Raw genomic sequence first — 22,210 nt, forward strand, 5'->3', positions numbered from 1 at the left:
ATGACTGATATGAACTCATCTCAAGGCCCCATCAAAGGCAGCATCGTGGCCCTGGTCACTCCGATGCAGGACGACGGCTCCGTGGACTACGCAGCGCTACGAAAGCTGATCGACTGGCACATTGCTGAAGGCACCGACTGTATTGGCGTGGTCGGCACCACGGGTGAGTCCCCCACGGTCAATGTGCAGGAGCATTGCGAAATCATCCGCGTGTCGGTCGAACAATCGGCCGGGCGCGTACCCATCATGGCTGGTTGCGGCGCCAACTCAACGGCTGAAGCCATTGAACTGGCCCGCTTTGCCAAGAAGGTCGGGGCGGATTGCCAGTTGCAGGTGGTCCCCTACTACAACAAGCCCACGCAAGAAGGCCAGTACCTGCATTTCAAATCCATTGCCGAGGCAGTCGATTTACCCCTGATCTTGTACAACGTGCCGGGTCGCGCCGTTGCCGATCTGCAGCACGACACCGTGTTGCGCCTGGCCCAAGTGAGCGGCATTGTGGGAATCAAGGAGGCCACCGGCAATATCGAACGTGCCCAGTGGCTGATCAAAGAAGCACCCAAAGGCTTTGCCATCTATTCCGGTGATGACCCCACAGCTGTGGCTCTCATGCTGTGTGGCGGACATGGCAACGTGAGTGTGACGGCCAACGTGGCTCCCCGCCTGATGCACGAACTGTGCATGGCAGCCATTGCAGGCAATGTGCAGCGCGCTATGGAGATTCAGCTCCAGTTGCTACCCCTGCATAAAGCTTTGTTCGTAGAATCCAACCCTATTCCAGTCAAGTGGGCCGTTGCACGCATGGGGCTGTGCAGCCAGGCGCTGCGCCTCCCCCTGACCGTGCTGACGCCCGCTAACCAGCCGGCGCTGGAACGCGTGATGCAAGCCACCGGTCTGCTATAAGTAGCCATTCCATTTTGAGGATTTCTGTGAACCCCCTATTCAAACTGACGCTCATCAGCACGGCAATCGCGCTGTCAGCCTGTACCGTTCTCGAAGCCGACAAGGTGGACTACCGCAGTTCCAGCAGCGCCAAGACCCCCTCACTGGAAGTTCCGCCCGATCTCACCCAACTGTCCAAAGATACCCATTACGCCGTGATCGGCGGCACGGTATCGGCGTCGGGACTTAAATCAGGGCAAACCACAGCGACCGCGACGCCAAACGTTGCCGCCGTCGCCATGGGTGACGTGCGCATTGAGCGCTCCGGCAACCAGCGTTGGTTGGTGGTCAACCGCCCGGCTGAAAAGCTGTGGGAGCCCGTAAAAGACTTTTGGCAGGAGAACGGATTCTTGCTGGCCATGGACCAGAAATCCCTGGGCATCATGGAGACTGACTGGGCCGAGAACCGCGCCAAAATTCCGCAGGACTTTATTCGCGCAACCCTGGGTAAGCTACTGGACTCGCTCTATTCCACAGCCGAACGTGACAAGTTTCGCACCCGCCTGGAACGCAATGCCAATGGAGAGACAGAGATTTTCATCAGCCACCGCGGCATGGTGGAAACAGTAAACAACGCACGCAAAGACAGCACTATCTGGCAACCCCGCCCAGCGGACCCGGAACTGGAAGCAGAGTTTTTGCGCCGTCTGATGGTCAAGCTCGGCGTTAATGAGGCCCAATCCAAGACTTTGGTCGCCGACAGCATTGTTACCAAGAAAACAGCAACCGTTGTCACTGAAAACGGCCAGCCGGCGGTTCGCATCGAAGAGGGTTTCGACAACGCCTGGCGCCGCGTTGGATTGGCCCTTGACCGCACCGGTTTCACCGTGGAAGACCGTGACCGCAAACAAGGCATTTACTTTGTGCGCTATGTGCCGCTGGACGCCGCCAATTCCGAGCCTGGCTTTTTTGCCAAGCTGTTCAACAGTGCGTCCAAGAACGAAGCGGCCAAGTTCCAGATTACCGTGCGCAGCCAGGGTAATGTGAGCACCGTGTCCGTGCTGGACGCCAAAGGGGTACCAGAAGCCTCTATCACAGCGCAGCGTATCGTCAAAGTGATTGCCGACGATATCAAATAGTGCTCGGAATGGCAGGATCACAAACTGCCAAACCTGTGCCGGCATAAAAAAAGCCACCTTGCGGTGGCTTTTTTTTGCTTGCCAAGAATTACTTGGAAGCGCCTTCCGCAGGAGGCGCAGCAACAGGAGCAGCAACGGGTGCCGATGCGTCAGCGGCAGGTGCCGATGCTTCAACAACGGGAGCAGGTGCTACGACAGCAGGAGCCGGTGCGGCAACAGGTGCTGGCGCGGGTGCAGGCGCTTCTTCTTTCTTACCGCAAGCAGCCAAGGCAGCGGCAGCGATAACGGCTGCCAAGACGAGTGATTTGTTCATTTTTAATAACTAGAGTGAGTTAACGAAACAATTTTTGGAACTTGTCAAAGCAGCACGCCGCCCAGACTCAGACAAAAAGCATTCGATCTCTTTTTGCCTAACCTATGAGTATACAGGAACTTGCAAAATACACTGGGGAAAACCCTCTAAGTCCCGACTACAAGCCCAAAGTGCTGGCAGCGAACCCCGGACTGCTCTGGCGATGGCACTCGTCCAGCTCTTCCTTGAGCATGACACGCCGTTGGGGCTCCAGCCCGGCAATCCCGGTACTGCGCACCACGTCCAGCCGCTGCATGGCCCAGTGGGGACTCCACAGTGCACTGGGCATTTCGCTGGCATCCCGGCTGCGGCACAGCCTGCATTCGATGATATGCCCCCAAGTCTTGCGCCATGTGACCAGGCGCGGCTGCAAGCGCACCAGAGCGTCATAGCTGTGGGCCAGCATCAGCAGCTGACGTCCCTTTCCTGCCCATGCGTTTAACGAGTCCACCACGGCACGCTCGCCCAAGGGCCAGTCGGCAAAGTTGGCATCACTCCAGACCATGCTGGACCAGCCCTCACGCGCGGCACAGGCCAGCGCTTCGCGCACCACATTGGCAAATTCTGTAGGGCCAGAATATGCGCCATTGAGGCGGCCACTCTCGGATTCACTGTTCGACATACATCCACCCCGCTTCACACCAATCAGCCACCAGTTCCCGTGCAGGCGCACTCAGACGTTTTTTGTCCGAAGCAGGCAAGCTCCGCCCATCCGCCAAGTGCCGCATCAATTGGGCATCTCGCCCGGTTGCCAAAAAGCTTTCCCCATTAAGAAAAATATGCTGCGCGTCATACAGCATACGGGTACGGCGATCCAGCACCAACGCCCCATCCAGCGATTCAACCTGCCCATTGTCAAAGCGGACATGCTCCTTGGGTTCACTTAAGTATTCGCCCAGAACTCGCTGCAGTGCCAGCGGGTCGCGCAGGGCGTCGGCTAAGGCGGTCTGGGCAAATTCAAACAGCGCCCCGGGGATTGCCCCGCTGTGAGCCACAGCCTCTTGCTTGGGGTCACGGTACAGGTTGACACTTTCCGCGTCCAGAGCCTCCTCGGCCAGTCGCTGCAACAACTCACTGGTCAATTCTGCGCGGCTGGGTGCGCGAAAACCGATCGAATAGGTCATGCACTCGCCCACCGCAATGCCGTCATGGGCATAGCGCGGCGGCAGGTACAGCATGTCGCCCGGCTCCAACACAAACTCCATCTCCGGCTCGAAATTCGCCAGAATCTTAAGAGGCATATTGGGCTGCAGGCTCAAGTCCTTTTGTCGTCCAATGCGCCAGCGGCGCTGGCCGTGGGCCTGCAGCAAAAACACGTCGTAGCTGTCAAAGTGTGGGCCCACGCCACCGCCATCAGTGGCGTAGCTGATCATCAAATCATCCAGACGCGCATCCGGCACAAAGCGAAACTGGTTCATCAGCGCGTGCAACCGCGCATCCAGCAAATCCACCCCCTGCACCAACAGGGTCCAGCCCGGTTGTTTGAAGGCTGGCAACGCCTTGCGGACAAACGGCCCGTGGCGAAAACGCCAAGGCCGAGCCCCGTTTGCACCGGGTTGCACCACCAGGCGCGACTCCACTTCATCCTGCGCCGCCAGGTCCAGCAATTCGGCACGCGCCAAGAGGGGCGCAAAGCCAGGAATGGCCTGGCGAATCAACAATGGCTTTTTCTGCCAGTGGCGGCGCATAAAAGTCGCGGGCGTCAATCCACCCAGGAGTTGCAGGGGTTCATCGGTGTTCATGGGACAATTCTCCTATGGAAATCACTGAACAATGCGTCGTTGCCCTAACCTGGACGCTGAAAGACACTTTGGGCGAAGAATTGGACATCCTGGACGAGCCGGTGGAATTTTTGCTGGGCGGCAAAGACTTGCTCCCCGTGATCGAAGCGGCTCTGCTGGGATACAGCGCAGGCGCCACGGTGCAACTGCAGATTGAGCCCGAACTGGCCTTTGGTGACTTTAACGACCAATTGCTGTTTCTGGAACCACGCCACCTGTTTCCCGATGAATTGCAGGAAGGCCTGACCATGGAGGGCAGCGCCCTGCCCGAGGGCTGCAACCCCAACGTTCCACGGGATACGCTCTACACCATCACCGACATCTACCCCGACCACGTGGTGATTGACGGCAATCACCCGCTAGCCGGCATTGCGATACGTTTAAGCATGAAGGTCGAATCTGTGCGCGAAGCCACCGAAGAGGAAATCGACAGAGGCAGTTGCGGCACCGGATTTTTTAATCTGCAACTGGTTGGCACCGGTGACCCGTCGGATCGCACATTGCACTAGTCCTTAGTGCTTCCCGGTCGAGCCGTAGCCGCCTTCACCACGGTGGCTGGCGGCAAACTCCGTGACCAGGTTGAACTGCGCCTGCACTACCGGAACGATGACCAGTTGAGCGATGCGCTCCATGGGTGCGATGGTGAAGGCCACATCGCTGCGGTTCCAGGCGCTGACCATGAGCTGCCCCTGGTAATCGCTATCAATCAGACCCACCAAGTTACCCAGCACGATGCCGTGTTTGTGGCCCAGGCCCGAGCGCGGCAAGATCAGCGCCGCATAGGCCGGGTCCTGCAAATAAATGGCCATGCCGGTGGGCACCAGCTGCCACGCATTGGGCTCCAGCGTAAGCGGGTCATCCAGGCAGGCCCGCAGGTCCAGTCCGGCGCTGCCAGGCGTGGCGTAGTTGGGCATCTGGTCGATCAGGCGGCTGTCGAGAATTTTGACGTCAATTTTCATGGCAGTTTGGAAAAATCAGGGCAGGCGTTTGGCAATTTCGGCGATCAATTGACGACCCAGCGTCAGCTTGGTGTTGTGGGGTAGTTCAAGGGTGCCATGGGCATCGATCAGCAACAGCGCATTGTCGTCCTTGCCAAACGTTGCCGGGCCGATATTGCCCACCAGCAGCGGCACGCTCTTTCGGATGCGTTTGTCCGTAGCGTGGGCCAGAAGATCATGGCTTTCGGCGGCAAAACCCACACAGAACAGGCTGCCGTCTCGCGCACGCGGTGACTGGGCCAACGTGGCCAGAATGTCCGGGTTTTCAAGGAAAGTCAGTGTGGGCGTTTGACCCGAACCATCCTTCTTGATCTTCTGCTCCGAAGCCTGGGCGGGTCGCCAGTCGGCCACCGCAGCACACGCCACAAAAATAGTCGCAGTTGGGGCGGCGTCCACACAGGCTGCCAGCATGTCGGTTGCCGATTGCACATCAATGCGGCGCACCCCACGCGGTGTGGGCAATGACACCGGCCCAGCCACCAAAGTAACCTGCGCACCCGCCTCCTGCGCGGCCCGGGCCACGGCAAAACCCATCTTGCCGCTGGAATGGTTGGTCAAGCCGCGCACCGGGTCAATGGCCTCAAAGGTTGGCCCGGCCGTGACCAACACCTGTTGCCCCGCCAGCAACTTGGGTTGGAAGAAGGCAATCACATCCTCCAACAACTCCTGCGGTTCCAACATGCGCCCGTCACCCGTCTCGCCACAGGCCTGATCACCATTACCTACGCCCAGAATGGTAGTGCCGTCGGCTCGCAGCTGCGCAAGGTTGCGCTGCGTAGCGGGGTGAGCCCACATTTCGCGGTTCATCGCGGGCGCAACCAGCAGGGGCACCGTGTCGATAGGGCGTGCCAGGCACATCAGACTCAGCAAATCATCGGCGCCACCATGCAGCAGCTTGGACAGAAAATCGGCACTGCACGGCGCAATCAGAATGGCATCGGCATCACGGCTGAGGTTGATGTGGGCCATGTTGTTGGGTTCGCGCGCATCCCACTGCGAGCCATACACTGGCCGGTTCGAGAGCGCCTGCATGGTCACCGGGGTGATGAACTGGGCGGCAGCCTCGGTCATCACCACCTGCACGGTGGCGCCTTCCTTGACCAGCGCCCGACACAGCTCAGCCGCTTTGTAACAAGCAATGCCTCCGGTGAGGCCCAGGACAATATGTTTTCCAGCGAGGTCGTTCATCGTTTGCAATGTAGCAGACCCGTATAATCTCCGTTTACCACCTCCCTGAGCTTCTCGCTCCCCCTGACATGACCAAATTTGTCTTCGTCACCGGCGGTGTGGTGTCTTCCCTGGGTAAGGGAATCGCCTCAGCCTCCCTTGCTGCGATACTGGAATCGCGGGGCTTGACAGTCACCCTCATCAAGCTCGATCCCTACCTCAATGTTGACCCCGGCACCATGTCACCCCTGCAGCACGGCGAGGTATTTGTTACCGACGACGGCGCAGAAACTGACCTGGATTTAGGCCACTACGAGCGATTCATCGAATCGCGCATGCGCAAGGCCAACAACTTCACCACCGGCCAAATTTATCAAAGCGTGCTCGACAAAGAGCGCCGCGGTGACTACCTGGGCAAGACCGTGCAGGTCATCCCCCACGTCACCAATGAAATTCAGGAGTTCGTCAAACGCGGTGCGCGTTTTGGTGAACCCGACGCGGTGGATGTGGCCATAGTGGAAATTGGCGGCACCGTGGGTGACATCGAATCCTTGCCGTTTCTGGAAGCCGTGCGCCAGATGAGCCTGAAGCTCGGCCCCAACAACAGCGCCTTTGTGCACCTGAGCTATGTGCCCTGGATCGCTGCAGCAGGCGAACTTAAAACCAAACCGACCCAGCACACCGCCAAACAGTTGCGCGAAATTGGCATTCAAGCCGATGCACTCGTGTGCCGCGCCGACCGCCCGATTCCGGACGAAGAACGCGCCAAGATTTCTCTATTCTCCAACGTGCCCGAGTGGGGCGTCATCAGCATGTGGGATGTCGACACCATCTACAAGGTGCCGCGCATGTTGCACGAGCAGGGCCTGGACGGCCTCATTTGCGACAAGCTGCGCCTGAACACGCCGCCGGCCAACCTCAAGCGTTGGGATGACCTGGTCTATGAGATCGAGCACCCCCAAGGCGAAGTCACCATTGCCATGGTCGGCAAATACGTCGATCTGTCAGACAGCTACAAATCGGTCAACGAAGCCTTACGCCACGCCGGCATGAAGAACCATGTGCGCGTGAAAATTGAGCATGTGGATTCGGAAACCATCACCGACGACGCGGTTTCTTGCTTGGCGAAGTACGACGCCATTTTGGTGCCCGGCGGATTTGGCAAGCGCGGTATTGAAGGCAAGATCAGCACGGCCCGCTTCGCCCGCGAAAACAAGGTGCCGTACTTGGGCATTTGCTTGGGAATGCAGGTTGCCACCATCGAGTTCGCCCGCCATGTAGCAGGGCTGAAAGATGCCAACAGCACCGAGTTCGAACCCGACACACCCAACCCCGTCATCGCCCTCATCACCGAGTGGAAAGATGCCGACGGCACGATCAAAACCCGCGATGCCAATTCAGATCTGGGCGGCACCATGCGCTTGGGCGCGCAGAGCTCCGACGTGGCCAAGGGCACCCTTGCCCACCAAATCTACGGCGACGAGGTCACCGAACGCCACCGCCACCGCTACGAAGCCAACGTGAACTACCTAGACACATTGCGCAAGTCCGGCTTGGTGATATCGGCACTGACTCAGCGCGAGCATTTGACTGAAATGGTCGAATTACCGCAGGCCGTCCACCCCTGGTTCATGGGCGTGCAATTCCACCCCGAATTCAAGTCCACACCCTGGAACGGCCATCCGCTGTTCAACGCCTTCATCAAGGCAGCGCTGGAGCGCCAGGCTGTGGGCAAGAAACTGAAGGTCGTTGCCTGATATGAACCTTTGTGGCTTCGATATCGGCCTGGAGCACCGTTTCTTCCTGATTGCGGGCCCTTGCGTGATTGAGTCCGAGCAGTTGCAGATGGACACGGCCGGCACGCTCAAGGAAATCACCACGGCACTGGGCATCCCTTTCATCTTCAAAAGCAGCTTCGACAAGGCCAACCGATCCAGCGGCAGCACCTTCCGCGGCCCCGGCATCGACAAGGGCCTGGAAATTTTGGCCAAGGTCAAACGTGAGCTGGGCGTCCCCATCCTGACTGACGTGCATGACGAAGTGCAGATTGCGCAGGTGGCTTCGGTGGTGGACGTGCTGCAAACCCCGGCCTTTCTGTGCCGCCAGACTGACTTCATCCGTGCAGTGGCCCAGTCGGGCAAACCGGCCAACATCAAAAAAGGCCAGTTTTTGGCGCCGCATGACATGAAAAATGTCATCGACAAGGCCCGCGCCGCCGCCAAAGAAGCGGGTTTGCCGGAAGACAACTTCATGGCCTGCGAGCGCGGCGCCAGCTTTGGCTACAACAACCTGGTGAGCGACATGCGCAGCCTCGCCATCATGCGGGAGACGCAGGCACCCGTCGTGTTTGATGCCACCCATTCGGTGCAGCTACCCGGTGGCCAGGGCACCAGTAGTGGCGGCCAGCGCGAAATGGTGCCGGTGCTGGCCCGTGCTGCCGTGGCAGTGGGCGTGGCAGGTTTGTTCATGGAGACGCATCCCGATCCATCCAAGGCCATGAGTGACGGCCCGAACGCCGTGCCGCTGAAGCACATGCGGGCCCTGCTGGAGACACTGGTTGCTTTGGACCGGGTCACCAAAGCCAATGGCTTTCTTGAAAACAGTTTCAACTAATACTTGCTCAACACCACCATGGAAAATCCTGTGCCCGTTGCCTACATCATTGTTGACATGCAAATCTCCGACCTGGAACAATACAAAAAGTACATGGCAGAAGCGCCTGCTGCCGTGGCCAAGGCGGGTGGTGAATACCTGGTTCGGGGCGGCAAATTTGAAACGCTGGAAGGCACCTGGCAGCCGGCACGCATTGCCATGCTGCGGTTTCCCAGTTTTGAGGCCGCAAAGACGTTTTACGATGACGAAATGTACAAGGCGGCACGTGCCAAACGTTCGGGCGCAACAAGCTTCTTCAACATGGTGCTGGTAGAAGGCGTGGCCGCCCCGGTTTAGTTTTCAAACTTCCTAGTTTTTTCACATATTTTCAAAAAGGCAAAAAATGAGTGCAATTGTTGACATCGTCGGCCGCGAGATTCTGGACTCACGCGGCAACCCCACCGTCGAATGCGACGTGCTGCTGGAATCCGGCACCATGGGCCGCGCAGCAGTACCTTCTGGCGCATCCACCGGTTCACGCGAAGCCATTGAGCTGCGTGACGGCGACAAAAAGCGCTACGGCGGCAAGGGCGTGCTCAAAGCGGTCGAGCACATCAACACTGAAATTTCCGAAGCGGTGCTAGGCTTGGATGCGTCTGAGCAGGCCTTCCTCGACCAGACCCTGATTGACCTGGACGGCACTGACAACAAGAGCCGCTTGGGCGCCAACGCCATGCTGGCCGTCTCCATGGCTGTGGCCCGCGCCGCAGCAGAAGAGTCTGGTCTGCCCCTGTACCGCTACTTTGGCGGCATGGGCCGCATGCAAATGCCCGTGCCGATGATGAACGTCATCAACGGCGGTGAACATGCCAACAACAACCTGGACATCCAGGAGTTCATGATCATCCCCGTTGGCGCACCGAGCTTCCGCGAAGCCCTGCGCTACGGCGCCGAAGTGTTCCACGCCCTGAAGAAAATTCTGAACGACAAGGGCATAAGCACCGCTGTGGGCGACGAAGGTGGTTTTGCACCCAACGTGGCCAACCACGAAGCCGCCATCCAGATGATTCTGGAAGCGATTGACAAAGCAGGTTTTGTCGCGGGTGAGCAAATTGCTCTGGGCCTGGATTGCGCCGCCAGCGAGTTTTACAAAGATGGCAAGTACCACCTGGAAGGCGAGGGCTTGACGCTGAACGCCGAAGAGTGGACCAACATTATGGCCACTTGGGTCGACAAGTACCCCATCATCAGCATCGAAGACGGCATGGCCGAGGGCGACTGGGACGGCTGGAAACTGCTCACCGAACGTCTGGGCAAAAAGGTACAAATCGTGGGCGACGACCTGTTCGTCACCAACACCAAAATTTTGAAAGAAGGCATCGACAAGGGCATAGCCAATTCGATTCTGATCAAGATCAACCAAATTGGTACGCTGACCGAGACTTTTGAAGCCATCGAAATGGCCAAGCGTGCCGGTTACACCGCCGTCATCAGCCACCGCTCGGGCGAAACTGAAGACAGCACCATTGCCGACATCGCTGTGGGCTGCAACGCGGGTCAAATCAAGACCGGCAGCCTGAGCCGCTCCGACCGCATGGCCAAGTACAACCAGTTGTTGCGCATTGAAGAAGACTTGGGTGATGTGGCCAGCTACCCCGGCCGCGCCGCCTTCTACAACCTGAAATAATGACCCCATGGGCAACCGCTTCGTCCCTGCTGCACTGATCGCCTTGCTGGTGATCGTGCATGGCCAGCTCTGGTATGGCAGGGGCAGTGTGCCCAATGTAGCGAGTCTGACACGCCAGCTCGCCGATCAACAACAGCACAACGTGGCGGCCGCGCGTGCCAATGAGCGGCTGGCGGCCGAAATTGCGGACCTGCGCGAAGGCCTCGAGATTGTGGAAGAAAAGGCCCGCTCGGAACTGGGCATGGTCAAGGCCAACGAGATCTTCGTGCAGATCGCCAAATAGCCCAAACCCGTCAGTGCGGGCCTGAGCCGCCGCTGGCCTGCTGTGCTGGCGCCAAAAACAACTGCGCTGCGTCCACCGGATCAAAATGGTACTGCTGGCCACAAAATTCGCACGCTACTTCAATACTGTTTCGCTCGGCCAGAATACTTTCAGCCTCCTCGCGGCCCAGCCCCACAATCATGCGGCCCACGCGCTCACGGCTGCACGAGCAGGCAAAGCGCGGCGCGGTATCGCCCTGCAACGGCTCAAAGCGGACGACTTGCTCCTCCCAGAACAGGCGATGCAGGATGGTGTCCACGTCCAGCGTTAGAAGCTCTTCACGCTTGAGGCTCTTGGCCAGGATGGCAATGCGGTTGTAGTGTTCATTCAGGCCAATCTGGTCCTCGTTTTCCTGGCTGACCAAACTGCCCGACAAGTTGGCCGTGCCCTGCATGGGCAGGCGCTGAATCAGCAAGCCCGCAGCCACCGTGTCGTTGGCGGCCAGAACCATCGTGGTGTCGAGCTGCTCGCTTTGCAGCATGTAGTGTTCCAGCACCTCGCTGATATTCTCGATCTTGTGGCGTCGGTCATCAAACAACGGCACCACGCCCTGGTAGGGCTGCTGACCGGGGAATTTGGTCGTGGGGTCCAGGGTGATGGCGCAGCGTCCAACATTACCCACGTTCACCATTTGGCTCAATGTGGCGTGCGTAGACACGTCTCCTACCACCGTGGCCGTGGCACGCAAGGCAAGGTCAGGCTGAACCTCCACCACCGCAAGCTTGACCGGCCCGTCACCAAATATCTGCAGCACCAGCGCACCGTCGAACTTGATGTTGGACTGCATCAGGGCGGCGGCGGCCACCATTTCACCCAGCATATCGCGCACCGGTGGTGCATAGGCACCGGTCGTGGTGTTGGCGGCGCGCCGCCGCAGAATTTCGGTCCAGGCGTCCGTCAAACGTACCACCATGCCCCGCACCGGCAGGCCTTCAAACAGGAATTTATGGAGTTCAGACATACGCAACCTTGAAACTTGCGGTTCAGACCACTCGTAAAACGACGTGCTCTGACCCCAACGGATTAACCAATTTTCTTCAGCCCGTTTTTGAAACGGCGGGCATTCGCGGTGTACTGCACCGCGCTCATCTTCAGCGCATCCTGTTGCTCGGGTGTGAGTGCGCGCACTGCCTTGGCGGGGCTGCCGAGGATCATGGATCCATCCGCAAACTCTTTGCCCTCAGTCACCAAAGAACCCGCGCCAACGATGCAACCGTTACCAATTTTGGCGCCATTAAGCACCACGGCGCCGATGCCGATGAGCGAGTTGTCGCCAATGGTGCAACCGTGCAGCATCACCTTGTGGCCCACGGTCACGTTTTCACCCAGTGTCAGGGGCTTGCCGAAGTCGGCGTGCAGCACGCTGCCGTCCTGAATGTTGGAGCCGCGCCCAATGCGGATGAGCTCGGTGTCGCCACGGATCACCACACCAAACCAGACGCTGGTGTTTTCTGCCAATTCCACATTGCCCATGACTTGGGCGCTATCAGCCACCCAGGCGGAATCCGCGATGCGGGGTGCGACCAAATCGAGTTCATAAATTGCCATGTCAATCCCCTATCCAATCCGAGTGCGTGCAGGCCTTGTGTATTGCCTAGAATTGTAAGGATGGAACTGAGATTGCACTGCCTTGAGGTTTTTCGCCTCACCGATCCCGTACAAAAGGCCGCCGCCGTGCTGGCACTGGCACCACCGCCTGCGTGCTTGCTGGATTGCACTGCTAGTTTGACCCACGACGGCCCCCCCGGTCGCCCGCCACGGCCCGAGCTGGTGCAACCCCAGGATGTGCCACGGCGCTCCCCGTTTACCCTGGAAGGCCACTGCGCCTTGGTGCATGCCATTGCACACATCGAATTCAACGCCATCAACCTGGCGCTGGATGCGGTCTGGCGCTTTGCCGACATGCCCGTCGCCTACTACCTGGATTGGCTGCGCGTGGCCCAGGAAGAGGCCAAGCACTTCACCCTGCTGCACAACCACCTGCGTACTCTGGGACACGACTACGGTGATTTTATGGCGCACGACGGTCTGTGGAACCTGTGTGAGGCCACACGCCACGATGTTGTTGCCCGCATGGCCCTGGTGCCGCGCACCTTAGAGGCCCGTGGGCTGGACGCCACGCCCATTATCCAGGCCAAGTTGCGCAAGGTCGGCACACCACACGCACTTGCCGCCGTGGCGATTCTGGACATCATTCTGGAAGAAGAAGTGGGCCATGTCGCCATCGGCAACCACTGGTACCACTGGCTGTGTCAACGCGATCAACTCGACCCCCTGGCGTTCTACCGGCAAGTGGCCGAACAGCACGGGGCACCAAGGCCCAAACCGCCCTTTAACCTCAGCGCGCGCCGGCTGGCCGGATTTTCCGACACAGAGCTGGCGGCGCTACCCACAGTTACTTCTGCGTGACGCTATTACTTTGATAGCTACTTATGTATATTTCACGAGGGCTAGCGCTTGATTTTACTTATAAAATATTGCAAACGCCCTGGCCTGCATATTTCCCTACACAAGCCCGTGAGTGGCAGGCACAATCTTTCACCATAGCCCCCATCCCACGTCACCCAGATACTAGCCAGCGATGACCAAACGCCTCCCTTATGCCACGCCGTTCTTTGAACGTCCGCTTGCGGTGGCATGGCTGGTATTTGTGGTGGCGGCACTGGTCGCCGGCGCGGTCATCTGGAAATTGGAGCAACGCAGCCACAGCGCCGAGCGCATGCGCATCAATGCGCTGGCCAGCGATCGCGCAAATGGCATCCAGGCCACCATCGAGCACGCACTATCAGCCACTTATTCCCTCGCCGCCATGGTGCGCCAGGGCAAGGGCCACGTGCCCGACTTCGAAGGCGTGGCCACTGAAATGCTGCACTGGTATCCGGGCGTGTCCATACTGGGCCTGAGCCCGGATGGTGTGATTGCGCGCGTAGCGCCGCTCACAGGCAACGAAAAATCGCTTGGTTTTGACGCGCTAAAAGACCCGGCGCAGGGCAAAGAGGCGCGCGTGGCGCGCGATACCGGCAAGCTCACCCTGGCTGGCCCGGTGCAGCTGGTGCAAGGCGGCCTGGGCGCGGTGGGGCGCATGCCAATATTTCTGGACGACGCGGATGGCAAACCCGTGTTCTGGGGCCTAACCTATGCAGTTATCCGCTTTCCACAGGCGCTGTCCAGCGTGCGACTGTCGCAACTGGCCGAAAGCGGGTTGGACTATTCACTGTGGCGCAACAACCCGGATACTGGCACCAAGCAAATCATTACTGCGTCCTCCAACGCGCTGTCCGACCCGGTCGAGCAAAGTTTGACCGTGCCCAATGGGCAATGGACACTCAGCGTGGCGCCCCGCAACGGCTGGGACGATCACGCCGCGCTGGCCTTCAAGGTCGCCTTAGGTCTGGCTTTCAGCCTGATGCTGGCCTATGCCAGCATGCTCTTTGTGGACCTCAAGAACCAGAAAGCAGGGCAAGAAAGCCTGGTATTACAGCGCACCAAGGAGATTGCGGCCTCCCAGAGCCAGCTCGAGGCGACGCTGGAGGCCATCCCCGACGTCATGCTGGAGATGAGCCTTGACGGCACCTACCACGATTACCACGCACCGCGCGCCAACACCTCGTTTCCACCAGCTGAATTTTTCCTGGGCAAGCGGGTAACGGACGTACTGCCGCCAGACGCGGCAGCCTCGGTCATGGCGGCACTGGAAGAAGCCAATGCCCAGGGTCATTCCGAGGGCAGGGAATTTCCGCTGCACACATCAAAAGGTGATTTCTGGTTTGAAATCTCGCTGACCCGCAAGGTAGACCCCACCAGCACGGAGCCACGCTTCATCGTTCTCTCGCGCAACGTCACCCAGCGCAAAGACTCCGAGGAGGAAATCAACAAGCTGGCTTTTTATGACCCGCTGACCAGTCTGCCCAATCGGCGCCTCATGGTGGACCGATTGCGCCAGGCACTGGCCGCCAGCTCGCGCAGTGGCCGTTTGGGCGCCCTGCAATTCATTGATCTGGACAACTTCAAAACCCTGAACGACACGCAGGGTCACGACATGGGCGATCTGCTGTTGCAACAGGTGGCACAGCGCCTGTGCGATTGCGTGCGCCAAGGCGACACGGTGGCCCGCCTGGGTGGCGACGAATTCGTGGTGATGGTGGAAGAGTTGAGCGATATCCGTGAGGATGCCGCAACCCAGGCCAAGATGATTGGCGAGAAAATTCTGGCCGCTATCGGCAAGCCTTACCGCTTGGGCGGACTTGACTATGAAATCACACCCAGCATTGGCATCACGCTGTACCGCAACCACGACCAATCCACCGAAGAATTGCTCAAGCAGGCCGACTTGGCCATGTACCAGGCCAAGTCGGCCGGGCGTAATACGCTGCGCTTCTTTGATCCGGCCATGCAGGCGGTTATTACCACCCGCGTAGGTCTGGAATCCGATATCCGCCAAGGCATTCTCAAAAGCGAGTTTGTGCTGTACTTCCAGCCCCAGATCAACCGCAACAACCAATTGATCGGTGCCGAAGTATTGCTGCGCTGGCCACACCCGCAACGCGGCATGGTGTCACCGGCCGAATTCATTCCTGTGGCCGAAGGCAGCAGCCTGATCCTGCCCCTGGGGAACTGGGTGATGGAGGCCGCCTGTACCCAGCTGGCGCAGTGGTCCAAGGATGCCCGGTTTCAACCCTTCACCTTGGCTATCAACGTCAGCGCCCGCCAATTTCACCAGCCTGATTTTGTACCCTATTTGGTGGACCTGATCAGCTATACCGGTGTCAACCCGCGCCATCTCAAGCTCGAACTGACCGAGACCTTGCTGGTGGACGACATCGAAGAAACTACCGCCAAGATGATCAAGCTCAAACAACTCGGCGTGGGTTTCGCGCTGGACGATTTCGGCACCGGCTACTCGTCCCTGTCCTACCTCAAGCGGATGCCGCTTGACCAGTTGAAGATAGATCAATCTTTTTGTGCGCGACCTGATGACCGACCCCAACGATGCAGCCATTGCATTGGCCGTCATTACCCTGGGCCATAGCCTGGGATTGGCCGTCATCGCCGAAGGCGTGGAAACCCAGGCCCAACACGACTACCTGCACGGTCAAGGATGCGACGCCTACCAAGGCTATCTGCTGGGGCGCCCGATGCCGCTGGAAAACTTCGAACAATACGTCCTATCACGCTGACCTCTCTGCAACCACGACAGCCTAACCGGCGGCCATTTGGACTTGGTCACCCCGCAGGCGGTGGTGCAGGCAATCCCACCCGTGCCAGTGTCCGGCGAAGACCAAAGTGCCAGGCTTGGAAACAATTGTTTCTTTTTGTATTTATGTGTGATACAAACGAACTGTGTCCACCTCCTTTCTTTTCGCCGACATTCCGCCTGAGGGTTTGAGTCCGGAATTGCTGCGCGCCGCGCGCTGGATCGAAGCCCATCCGCGTGAGGTGGCCTTGCACTCCATGCGCGAGTGCGCACGCCGGGCAGAGCTGGCACCCGCCACCTTTACGCGACTCTCTCAAGCGCTCGGTTTCGATGGTTTTGAGGCCATTAAGAGCCTGTGCCAGGACTCTTTTTCAGTGCAAACGGGGTACGCCGGACGTGCTGAGGTGTTGCAGGCCAACGCCAAGCGCAGCGACGAGTGGTTCGCGCAACTTAATGCCGCACAGTGCACCAACACCGGATCCATCGTTGCGCTGAATGAACCCCAGCAGCTGGAAGCGGCTGCGGACGCTTTGCTCAAGGCACGGCGTGTCTATTTTCTGGGCCTGCGGGCTAGCCACGGCTTGGCGCTGTCGCTGCACTACACCTATGGGCTGCTGGCACCCAACGGAGTTTTGGTACAAGGCGTGGGCGGCACACTGATCGACCAGATCGGCGCCATGGGAGCCGGCGATGTACTGGTCGCGGTGTCGTTCGCCCCGTACACCCGCCAGACAGTCATTGCCACTACACAGGCATTGGCACAAGGGGTTGTCCTGCTGGCGTTAACTGATAGCGCCTTGTCACCAATTGCCCGGTCTGCCAGCCACACACTGCTTTTTCGGACGGACAGCACCTCCTATTTTCAGTCCATGGTCGGCGCATTGGCGTTGGCGGAGGCTTTGGCCGCCGCAGTGACAGTGCGAGGAGGCCGCAAGGTTTTGGCGCATCTGCAATCCCGGCAAGATCGTCTGGACAGCGAGGGGGAGTACTGGGAAAAACGCGCGGACAAGCCGTCATTGCTGCGTCTGCCAACAACCAATTCAGAGGAGTCAGAGTGATATCCACAGCCTCTACGCAGGTGTTTCATCGGCACTTGCAGCGCACACCCCCGGTCGCAGTCAGTGGCAAAGGCATTTACCTGACCGATGCACAGGGACGACGCTACATCGATGCATCCGGCGGTGCAGCCGTTTCCTGCCTGGGCCATGCACATCCCGACGTGCTTGCGGCCATGCATGCGCAAATCGACAAACTGGCCTATGCCCACACCAGCTTCTTCACGACCGAAGTAGCAGAGACGCTGGCCCGCAAGCTGATTGAAACGGCGCCTTCCGGCATGAGCCATGTGTATTTTGTGAGCGGTGGCTCCGAGGCGATGGAGGCCACCCTGAAGATGGCGCGCCAGTATTTTGTCGAAATGGGTCAACCCCAGCGACAGCATTTCATTGCACGCCGGCAGAGCTACCACGGCAACACGCTCGGTGCGCTGGCCATAGGCGGTAATCAATGGCGGCGTGAGCCGTTTGCACCGATTTTGATACCAGTCACCCATCTGTCCCCCTGCTACCCCTATCGGGAACAGCAATCGACCGAAACGCCTGAGCAATATGGCCAGCGTCTGGCGCACGAGCTGGAGCAAGCCATTCTTGAACAAGGCGCCGACCAGGTTATCGCATTCATCGCGGAGACCGTGGGGGGCGCAACGGCCGGTGTACTGGTGCCAGTGCCCGGTTACTTCAAGGCAGTGCGTGAGGTGTGCGACCGCTACGGCGTATTGCTGATCCTTGATGAGGTCATGTGTGGCATGGGCCGCACCGGTAGCTTGCATGCTTGCGAACAAGAGGGTGTTGTTCCCGATTTGCTGGCGGTGGCCAAAGGTCTAGGCGGCGGTTACCAGCCCATCGGGGCCGTTCTGGCGCAAGCAAAGATTGTAGAAACCATGCGACAGGGCTCCGGCTTTTTCCAACACGGGCACACCTATCTTGGACATGCTGTCGCCTGTGCTGCCGCTCTGGCTGTGCAACAGGTTTTTGAGCGAGACCAACTCATCCCGCAGGTGCGCACGCGGGGTCAATTCCTGCAGCATTTGATGCGTGAGACATGGCGTGATCATCCGCACGTTGGTGATATCCGCGGGCGTGGACTTTTTTGGGGCATCGAGTTGGTGCAGGACCGTGCCACCAAGTCTCCATTCGATCCGGTACGCAAACTGCACATAGGAGTCAAAAGGGAAGCAATGGCGCGCGGCCTTATGGTTTACCCGATGGGCGGAACCGTAGATGGCCGCATGGGCGATCATGTTTTGCTGGCGCCTCCATTTATATCCAGCGAAGCGGAGTTGGAGATGGTGATCGAACGGTTGCGTTCGGCGATAGATGCTGCCATCGCGGCAGCCTGAAGAGTGTTCGTGAGTGAAATTGACTTAACTACTAGGAGACTACATGCCAAAGAAATTTACCTTGAACGCATTGCGCACAGCAAGTGCAGCCAGCGTCGCTATTGCGATGACAGCTGCCTTGGTGTCCGCACCAGCGCTGGCCCAGCAAAAATTTGTCACGATCGGAACCGGGGGCGTGACGGGCGTTTACTACGCCGTCGGTGGCGCCATCTGCCGTCTGGTCAACAAGGACCGCGCCAAGACCAATCTGCGCTGCTCGGTCGAATCCACGGGGGGATCTGCCTACAACGTCAACACCATCAAAGCCGGCGAACTTGACTTTGGCATGTCGCAATCCGACGTGCAATTTCAGGGATACAAGGGCGTAGGCTCATTCAAGGAACCGTTTGCCGACATGCGCTCGGTGTTCTCTGTGCACCCTGAGCCGTTCACTCTGGTGGCCCGCAAGGACTCCGGTATCCACAGCCTTGCAGACTTCAAGGGCAAACGCTTGAACGTAGGTAATCCGGGCTCGGGGACACGGGCCGCGATGGATGAATTGCTGGTAGCGTTGAACATGAAAATATCGGACTTTTCGCTGGCGTCCGAGCTAAAGGCCGATGAGCATGGCGCCGCATTGTGCGACAACAAGATTGATGGCTTCTTCTACGGTGTTGGCCATCCGTCAGCCAACATTCAGGATCCAACCACTGCCTGCGGTGCCCAGCTGGTGCCCATTACAGGACCCGCCATTGACGCATTGGTGAAGAAAAACTCGTACTTCGCCTACGCCACGATTCCGGGCGGAATGTATGCCAACAACCCACAACCCACCAAGACCTATGGTGTGCTGGCCACGATGATCACATCGTCCAAGGTGCCCGCAGACACCGTGTACGTGATTACCAAGGCAGTCTTCGAAAATTTCGATGAATTCAAAAAGCTGCACCCGGCTTTCGCCAACCTCGATCCGAAACAAATGATTTCCGACGGCCTGACAGCTCCGCTGCATGAAGGTGCACTGCGCTACTACCGCGAAAAAGGCTGGATGAAATAGATCAAACCAAACGCATTTTTCGACCCCGGAACCGCGTACCTGAGAACTCCATGACAGCAGCAACCTCTTCACCCTCAGGCGTGGACCTGCAACAGCTCGTACAGGAAGCGGATATCGGTGGGCGCAAGCCCATGGGGTTTGTCCGCACACTCATGTTCGCAGTCTGTATCGGTTGGTCTGTTCTGCAACTCTGGTACGCCTCCCCGTTGCCTTTTGCGCTACGCATCTTTGTGCTCAATGACACGGAGATGCGTGCGTTGCACTTGGCGCTGGCCCTGTTCCTGGCTTTTTTGGCCTATCCGTTTGGCAAACACTCGTCGCGCACCAAAATACCGCTGCTGGACTGGGTATTTGCGGCACTAGGTTGCTTTTGTGCCGCCTACCTGTTTATTTTCTATCGCGAGTTGTCGACCCGGCCAGGGCAACCGACCGTGGTCGATATGTTCGTCGCGGTCGCGGGAGTGGTCTTGCTGATCGAAGCCACCCGCCGTGTGGTGGGTCCAGCAATGGCAATCATTGCAGCCCTGATGCTGATCTTTGCGTTTGCAGGGCCCTACATGCCGGATGCGGTGGCGCACAAAGGTGTATCCCTGTCCAAAGCGGTGTCACATTACTGGATGTCGACCGAGGGTGTGTTTGGTGTCGCCCTGGGCGTTTCGTCCAGCTACATTTTCCTGTTCGTATTGTTTGGCGGATTGCTGGAGAAAGCTGGCGCGGGCAGTTATTTCATCAAAGTGGCCTATGCGTTGCTAGGGCACTTGCGCGGCGGTCCGGCCAAGGCGGCCGTGGTGTCGTCGGGCCTTATGGGCATGATCTCCGGCTCGTCGGTGGCCAACGTTGTGACCTGCGGTACGTTCACCATTCCGTTAATGAAGCGGGTCGGCTACCCCGCGCACAAGGCCGGTGCGATTGAAACCGCAGCAGGTGTCGATGGCCAGATCATGCCTCCGGTGATGGGCGCCGCGGCGTTCCTGATGGCTGAATACGTCGGGGTGCCATACGCCGAGATTTGCAAAAACGCGGCGCTTCCGGCCGCCATCTCCTACATCGCCTTGTTTTATATCGCCCACCTTGAAGCCCTGAAGATGGGTCTTCACGGTCTGCCACGCGCCAAAGGCTCAACCTCCATGGGACGCCTCACCGGGTTTGGCCTCACGGTTTGCAGCGTCATTTTGCTGTCCAACGCCGTGTTCTACGGCTTGGGCTGGCTCAAGGGACTCATGGGCAGCAATGCTATTTGGGTTATTGTTCCGGCCATTTTTACCGCTTATGTTGCCATCATCTGGCAAGTGTCGAAAGAGCCAGACCTGACGATTGACGACCCAGAAGCGGCGATGCTTGCCCTGCCGCCAGTCAAGGAAACCATTTTGGCGGGCTTGCATTACCTGTTGCCCGTTGTGCTGCTGATCTGGTCCTTGCTGGTGGAGGAACTGTCCCCCGGCCTGTCTGCGTTTTATGCGTCTGTCTCTCTGATCGTGATACTTTTGACCCAAAAGCCGCTACTGGCGTTCTTCAGAGGGCAGGCCAATCCATTAATGCGCATCCGGGACGGTTGGGGCGACCTGATCGAAGGTCTGGAGCTTGGCGCGCGCAACATGATCGGCATCGGCATTGCCACAGCCTGCGCGGGCATTATTGTGGGCACGGTTTCGGTGACCGGTCTGGGTCTGGTCATGACTGACCTGGTCGAAGTCGTCTCAGCCGGGAGCCTGATTGGCATGCTGGTTCTGGTAGCCGTCGTGTGCCTGATCCTGGGCATGGGCATGCCAACGACGGCGAGCTACATCATTGTGTCGACCCTGATGGCGCCAGTCATCGTGGAGCTGGGCTCGCAAACCGGGTTGGTCGTGCCGCTGGTGGCCGCACATATGTTTGTTTTTTACTTTGGATTGATGGCTGATGTAACTCCACCAGTGGGACTGGCCTCGTTTGCAGCCGCCGCCATTGCCAAGGCGGACCCTATCAAGACCGGCGTTACCGCGTTCTTTTACAGCATTCGTACGGGCATCCTGCCCTTCATGTTCATTTTCAATACCGATTTGCTGCTAATTGGCATCACCTCTTGGTGGCACCTGTTGCTCACGGTTGGCACTGCCATCGTGGCCATGCTGGTGTTTGCCGCTGCCACACAGGGCTGGTTTGTCAGACGAAGCCGTTGGTATGAGTCGGCCGTATTGCTGGTGGTCACTTTCACCCTGCTGCGCCCAGGATTCTGGCTCGACATGGTGATGCCGAAATACCGTGTCGAGGCAGGTACGCAACTGGTTCAACTTGCCGGTGATGGAGTTGCTGGAAAAGGGCTACGCGTTCGTATAGAGGGCACTACTTTGGAAGGAAAGTCAGTGAAAAAGACAGTTCTCCTGCCCCTGAGTTCGGAAGGCGATGGTACGCAACGGATCAAGAAAGCGGGGCTGACGGTGATGACCACACCCGAAGGCCCAGAGGTCATGGCCGTGGGCCTGAAAAGCGGAGCCGACAAGGCCGGTTTCGAGCAAGGGTTCAAGGTGACCGGTGTGGAAGTGCCCGCCGATCGCCCAGCCAAAGAGTGGATGTACCTGCCAGCGCTGTTACTTTTGGCGGCAGTGAGCTTGGCGCAGAGGCTGCGTCGCCCCATAGCACCGATTCGGGCCGGTACTGCAGCGACTTGACGTCACGAACCGCC

The 22,210-nt window shown here is 58.7% G+C and carries 22 protein-coding genes; 15 read left to right on the plus strand and 7 right to left on the minus strand.

The genetic code is table 11. From position 1 onward, the window contains the following. Nucleotides 1-9: 9 nt before the first annotated feature. Both dapA and bamC read left to right on the plus strand, forming a co-directional pair. Nucleotides 10-903 (plus strand): 4-hydroxy-tetrahydrodipicolinate synthase, encoded by an 894-nt coding sequence (dapA, locus tag IPI80_RS08940; RefSeq protein WP_413859226.1) that lies wholly within the window; start codon nucleotides 10-12, stop codon nucleotides 901-903. A gap of 26 nt (nucleotides 904-929) precedes the next feature. Next, nucleotides 930-2,021, plus strand: coding sequence for an outer membrane protein assembly factor BamC (gene bamC / locus IPI80_RS08945; RefSeq protein WP_413859228.1), 1,092 nt, complete (start codon nucleotides 930-932; stop codon nucleotides 2,019-2,021). 88 nt (nucleotides 2,022-2,109) lie between these two features. Here the strand turns inward: bamC and IPI80_RS08950 are convergent, their stop codons facing one another. The 3 genes from IPI80_RS08950 to IPI80_RS08960 form a co-directional block, all read right to left on the minus strand. Next, the gene (locus IPI80_RS08950) at nucleotides 2,110-2,334 is read right to left on the minus strand and encodes a hypothetical protein (protein WP_413859230.1); all 225 of its coding nucleotides are present in this window, start codon (nucleotides 2,332-2,334) and stop codon (nucleotides 2,110-2,112) included. Nucleotides 2,335-2,491: 157 nt separating this feature from the next. Continuing rightward, on the minus strand, nucleotides 2,492-2,995 hold the full coding sequence (locus tag IPI80_RS08955) for a hypothetical protein (RefSeq protein WP_413859232.1): 504 nt from the start codon (nucleotides 2,993-2,995) through the stop codon (nucleotides 2,492-2,494). Further along, nucleotides 2,982-4,115: a JmjC domain-containing protein gene (locus IPI80_RS08960; RefSeq protein WP_413859234.1), complete on the minus strand. Its 1,134-nt coding sequence runs from the start codon at nucleotides 4,113-4,115 to the stop codon at nucleotides 2,982-2,984. Before IPI80_RS08960 ends, IPI80_RS08955 begins: the two co-directional genes overlap by 14 nt. Nucleotides 4,116-4,129: 14 nt before the next feature. Here IPI80_RS08960 and IPI80_RS08965 point away from each other — a divergent pair, with 14 nt between their 5' ends. After that, the gene (locus tag IPI80_RS08965) at nucleotides 4,130-4,663 is read left to right on the plus strand and encodes an FKBP-type peptidyl-prolyl cis-trans isomerase (RefSeq protein WP_413859236.1); all 534 of its coding nucleotides are present in this window, start codon (nucleotides 4,130-4,132) and stop codon (nucleotides 4,661-4,663) included. 3 nt (nucleotides 4,664-4,666) lie between these two features. Here IPI80_RS08965 and dut read toward each other — a convergent pair whose 3' ends face one another. Together dut and coaBC are read right to left on the minus strand one after the other, a co-directional pair. Continuing rightward, nucleotides 4,667-5,113: a dUTP diphosphatase gene (dut, locus tag IPI80_RS08970; RefSeq protein WP_413859238.1), complete on the minus strand. Its 447-nt coding sequence runs from the start codon at nucleotides 5,111-5,113 to the stop codon at nucleotides 4,667-4,669. A gap of 15 nt (nucleotides 5,114-5,128) precedes the next feature. Then, nucleotides 5,129-6,340, minus strand: coding sequence for a bifunctional phosphopantothenoylcysteine decarboxylase/phosphopantothenate--cysteine ligase CoaBC (coaBC, locus tag IPI80_RS08975; RefSeq protein WP_413859240.1), 1,212 nt, complete (start codon nucleotides 6,338-6,340; stop codon nucleotides 5,129-5,131). 68 nt (nucleotides 6,341-6,408) lie between these two features. On the opposite strand from coaBC, the gene IPI80_RS08980 reads away from it, so the two are divergent. The 5 genes from IPI80_RS08980 to IPI80_RS09000 are packed head-to-tail and all read left to right on the plus strand — an operon-like array spanning nucleotide 6,409 to nucleotide 10,881. Then, complete coding sequence (locus IPI80_RS08980) at nucleotides 6,409-8,076, plus strand: CTP synthase (protein ID WP_413859242.1); 1,668 nt, start codon at nucleotides 6,409-6,411, stop codon at nucleotides 8,074-8,076. Nucleotide 8,077: 1 nt separating this feature from the next. Then, entirely contained in the window at nucleotides 8,078-8,932 is an 855-nt protein-coding gene (gene kdsA / locus IPI80_RS08985) for a 3-deoxy-8-phosphooctulonate synthase (RefSeq protein ID WP_413859244.1), read from the plus strand. An 18-nt stretch (nucleotides 8,933-8,950) separates the two neighbouring features. Then, nucleotides 8,951-9,268, plus strand: a complete 318-nt coding sequence (locus tag IPI80_RS08990) for a DUF1330 domain-containing protein (RefSeq protein ID WP_413859246.1) — start codon at nucleotides 8,951-8,953, stop codon at nucleotides 9,266-9,268. Between the two features lie 46 nt (nucleotides 9,269-9,314). Next, the gene (gene eno, locus IPI80_RS08995) at nucleotides 9,315-10,598 is read left to right on the plus strand and encodes a phosphopyruvate hydratase (protein WP_413859248.1); all 1,284 of its coding nucleotides are present in this window, start codon (nucleotides 9,315-9,317) and stop codon (nucleotides 10,596-10,598) included. Between the two features lie 7 nt (nucleotides 10,599-10,605). Next, nucleotides 10,606-10,881, plus strand: coding sequence for a septum formation initiator family protein (locus IPI80_RS09000; protein WP_413859250.1), 276 nt, complete (start codon nucleotides 10,606-10,608; stop codon nucleotides 10,879-10,881). 10 nt (nucleotides 10,882-10,891) lie between these two features. Here the strand turns inward: IPI80_RS09000 and IPI80_RS09005 are convergent, their stop codons facing one another. Further along, on the minus strand, nucleotides 10,892-11,881 hold the full coding sequence (locus IPI80_RS09005) for an Hsp33 family molecular chaperone HslO (RefSeq protein ID WP_413859252.1): 990 nt from the start codon (nucleotides 11,879-11,881) through the stop codon (nucleotides 10,892-10,894). A gap of 62 nt (nucleotides 11,882-11,943) precedes the next feature. After that, nucleotides 11,944-12,468 carry a gamma carbonic anhydrase family protein gene (locus IPI80_RS09010; RefSeq protein ID WP_413859254.1) on the minus strand — a complete coding sequence of 175 codons (525 nt, stop codon included), beginning with the start codon at nucleotides 12,466-12,468 and terminating at the stop codon, nucleotides 11,944-11,946. Nucleotides 12,469-12,528: 60 nt separating this feature from the next. Here IPI80_RS09010 and IPI80_RS09015 point away from each other — a divergent pair, with 60 nt between their 5' ends. The 7 genes from IPI80_RS09015 to IPI80_RS09045 all read left to right on the plus strand — a co-directional run bounded on the left by IPI80_RS09015 (nucleotide 12,529) and on the right by IPI80_RS09045 (nucleotide 22,196). Beyond that, nucleotides 12,529-13,329 (plus strand): ferritin-like domain-containing protein, encoded by an 801-nt coding sequence (locus tag IPI80_RS09015; RefSeq protein WP_413859256.1) that lies wholly within the window; start codon nucleotides 12,529-12,531, stop codon nucleotides 13,327-13,329. Between the two features lie 172 nt (nucleotides 13,330-13,501). Next, nucleotides 13,502-15,949 (plus strand): EAL domain-containing protein, encoded by a 2,448-nt coding sequence (locus tag IPI80_RS09020; protein ID WP_413859258.1) that lies wholly within the window; start codon nucleotides 13,502-13,504, stop codon nucleotides 15,947-15,949. After that, nucleotides 15,894-16,097, plus strand: a complete 204-nt coding sequence (locus IPI80_RS09025; protein WP_413859260.1) for an EAL domain-containing protein — start codon at nucleotides 15,894-15,896, stop codon at nucleotides 16,095-16,097. Before IPI80_RS09020 ends, IPI80_RS09025 begins: the two co-directional genes overlap by 56 nt. Nucleotides 16,098-16,260: 163 nt before the next feature. Next, nucleotides 16,261-17,172: a MurR/RpiR family transcriptional regulator gene (locus tag IPI80_RS09030; protein WP_413859262.1), complete on the plus strand. Its 912-nt coding sequence runs from the start codon at nucleotides 16,261-16,263 to the stop codon at nucleotides 17,170-17,172. Beyond that, on the plus strand, nucleotides 17,172-18,512 hold the full coding sequence (locus IPI80_RS09035; protein ID WP_413859725.1) for an aspartate aminotransferase family protein: 1,341 nt from the start codon (nucleotides 17,172-17,174) through the stop codon (nucleotides 18,510-18,512). The genes IPI80_RS09030 and IPI80_RS09035 overlap by 1 nt, the downstream gene beginning before the upstream one ends. A 43-nt stretch (nucleotides 18,513-18,555) precedes the next feature. Further along, nucleotides 18,556-19,548 carry a TAXI family TRAP transporter solute-binding subunit gene (locus tag IPI80_RS09040; protein WP_413859264.1) on the plus strand — a complete coding sequence of 331 codons (993 nt, stop codon included), beginning with the start codon at nucleotides 18,556-18,558 and terminating at the stop codon, nucleotides 19,546-19,548. Between the two features lie 50 nt (nucleotides 19,549-19,598). Next, nucleotides 19,599-22,196, plus strand: a complete 2,598-nt coding sequence (locus IPI80_RS09045) for a TRAP transporter permease (RefSeq protein ID WP_413859266.1) — start codon at nucleotides 19,599-19,601, stop codon at nucleotides 22,194-22,196. The last annotated feature ends 14 nt before the right edge of the window (nucleotides 22,197-22,210 follow it).

The sequence above is a fragment of the Candidatus Aalborgicola defluviihabitans genome (assembly GCF_016705985.1).
Classification (GTDB): Bacteria; Pseudomonadota; Gammaproteobacteria; order Burkholderiales; family Burkholderiaceae_C; genus Allorhodoferax; species Allorhodoferax defluviihabitans.

Excerpts from the sequence above, each read along its gene's own strand:
- IPI80_RS09005 (WP_413859252.1), bottom strand. The coding sequence starts at position 11,881 with ATGTCTGAACTCCATAAATTCCTGTTTGAAGGCCTGCCGGTGCGGGGC.
- eno (WP_413859248.1), top strand. The coding sequence starts at position 9,315 with ATGAGTGCAATTGTTGACATCGTCGGCCGCGAGATTCTGGACTCACGC.
- IPI80_RS08960 (WP_413859234.1), bottom strand. The coding sequence starts at position 4,115 with ATGAACACCGATGAACCCCTGCAACTCCTGGGTGGATTGACGCCCGCG.
- dut (WP_413859238.1), bottom strand. The coding sequence starts at position 5,113 with ATGAAAATTGACGTCAAAATTCTCGACAGCCGCCTGATCGACCAGATG.
- IPI80_RS09000 (WP_413859250.1), top strand. The coding sequence starts at position 10,606 with ATGGGCAACCGCTTCGTCCCTGCTGCACTGATCGCCTTGCTGGTGATC.
- IPI80_RS09025 (WP_413859260.1), top strand. The coding sequence starts at position 15,894 with ATGACCGACCCCAACGATGCAGCCATTGCATTGGCCGTCATTACCCTG.
- IPI80_RS08980 (WP_413859242.1), top strand. The coding sequence starts at position 6,409 with ATGACCAAATTTGTCTTCGTCACCGGCGGTGTGGTGTCTTCCCTGGGT.
- IPI80_RS09045 (WP_413859266.1), top strand. The coding sequence starts at position 19,599 with ATGACAGCAGCAACCTCTTCACCCTCAGGCGTGGACCTGCAACAGCTC.
- IPI80_RS08990 (WP_413859246.1), top strand. The coding sequence starts at position 8,951 with ATGGAAAATCCTGTGCCCGTTGCCTACATCATTGTTGACATGCAAATC.
- IPI80_RS08965 (WP_413859236.1), top strand. The coding sequence starts at position 4,130 with ATGGAAATCACTGAACAATGCGTCGTTGCCCTAACCTGGACGCTGAAA.
- IPI80_RS08950 (WP_413859230.1), bottom strand. The coding sequence starts at position 2,334 with ATGAACAAATCACTCGTCTTGGCAGCCGTTATCGCTGCCGCTGCCTTG.
- IPI80_RS09040 (WP_413859264.1), top strand. The coding sequence starts at position 18,556 with ATGCCAAAGAAATTTACCTTGAACGCATTGCGCACAGCAAGTGCAGCC.
- dapA (WP_413859226.1), top strand. The coding sequence starts at position 10 with ATGAACTCATCTCAAGGCCCCATCAAAGGCAGCATCGTGGCCCTGGTC.
- kdsA (WP_413859244.1), top strand. The coding sequence starts at position 8,078 with ATGAACCTTTGTGGCTTCGATATCGGCCTGGAGCACCGTTTCTTCCTG.
- IPI80_RS09015 (WP_413859256.1), top strand. The coding sequence starts at position 12,529 with ATGGAACTGAGATTGCACTGCCTTGAGGTTTTTCGCCTCACCGATCCC.
- IPI80_RS09020 (WP_413859258.1), top strand. The coding sequence starts at position 13,502 with ATGACCAAACGCCTCCCTTATGCCACGCCGTTCTTTGAACGTCCGCTT.
- IPI80_RS09010 (WP_413859254.1), bottom strand. The coding sequence starts at position 12,468 with ATGGCAATTTATGAACTCGATTTGGTCGCACCCCGCATCGCGGATTCC.
- coaBC (WP_413859240.1), bottom strand. The coding sequence starts at position 6,340 with ATGAACGACCTCGCTGGAAAACATATTGTCCTGGGCCTCACCGGAGGC.
- IPI80_RS08955 (WP_413859232.1), bottom strand. The coding sequence starts at position 2,995 with ATGTCGAACAGTGAATCCGAGAGTGGCCGCCTCAATGGCGCATATTCT.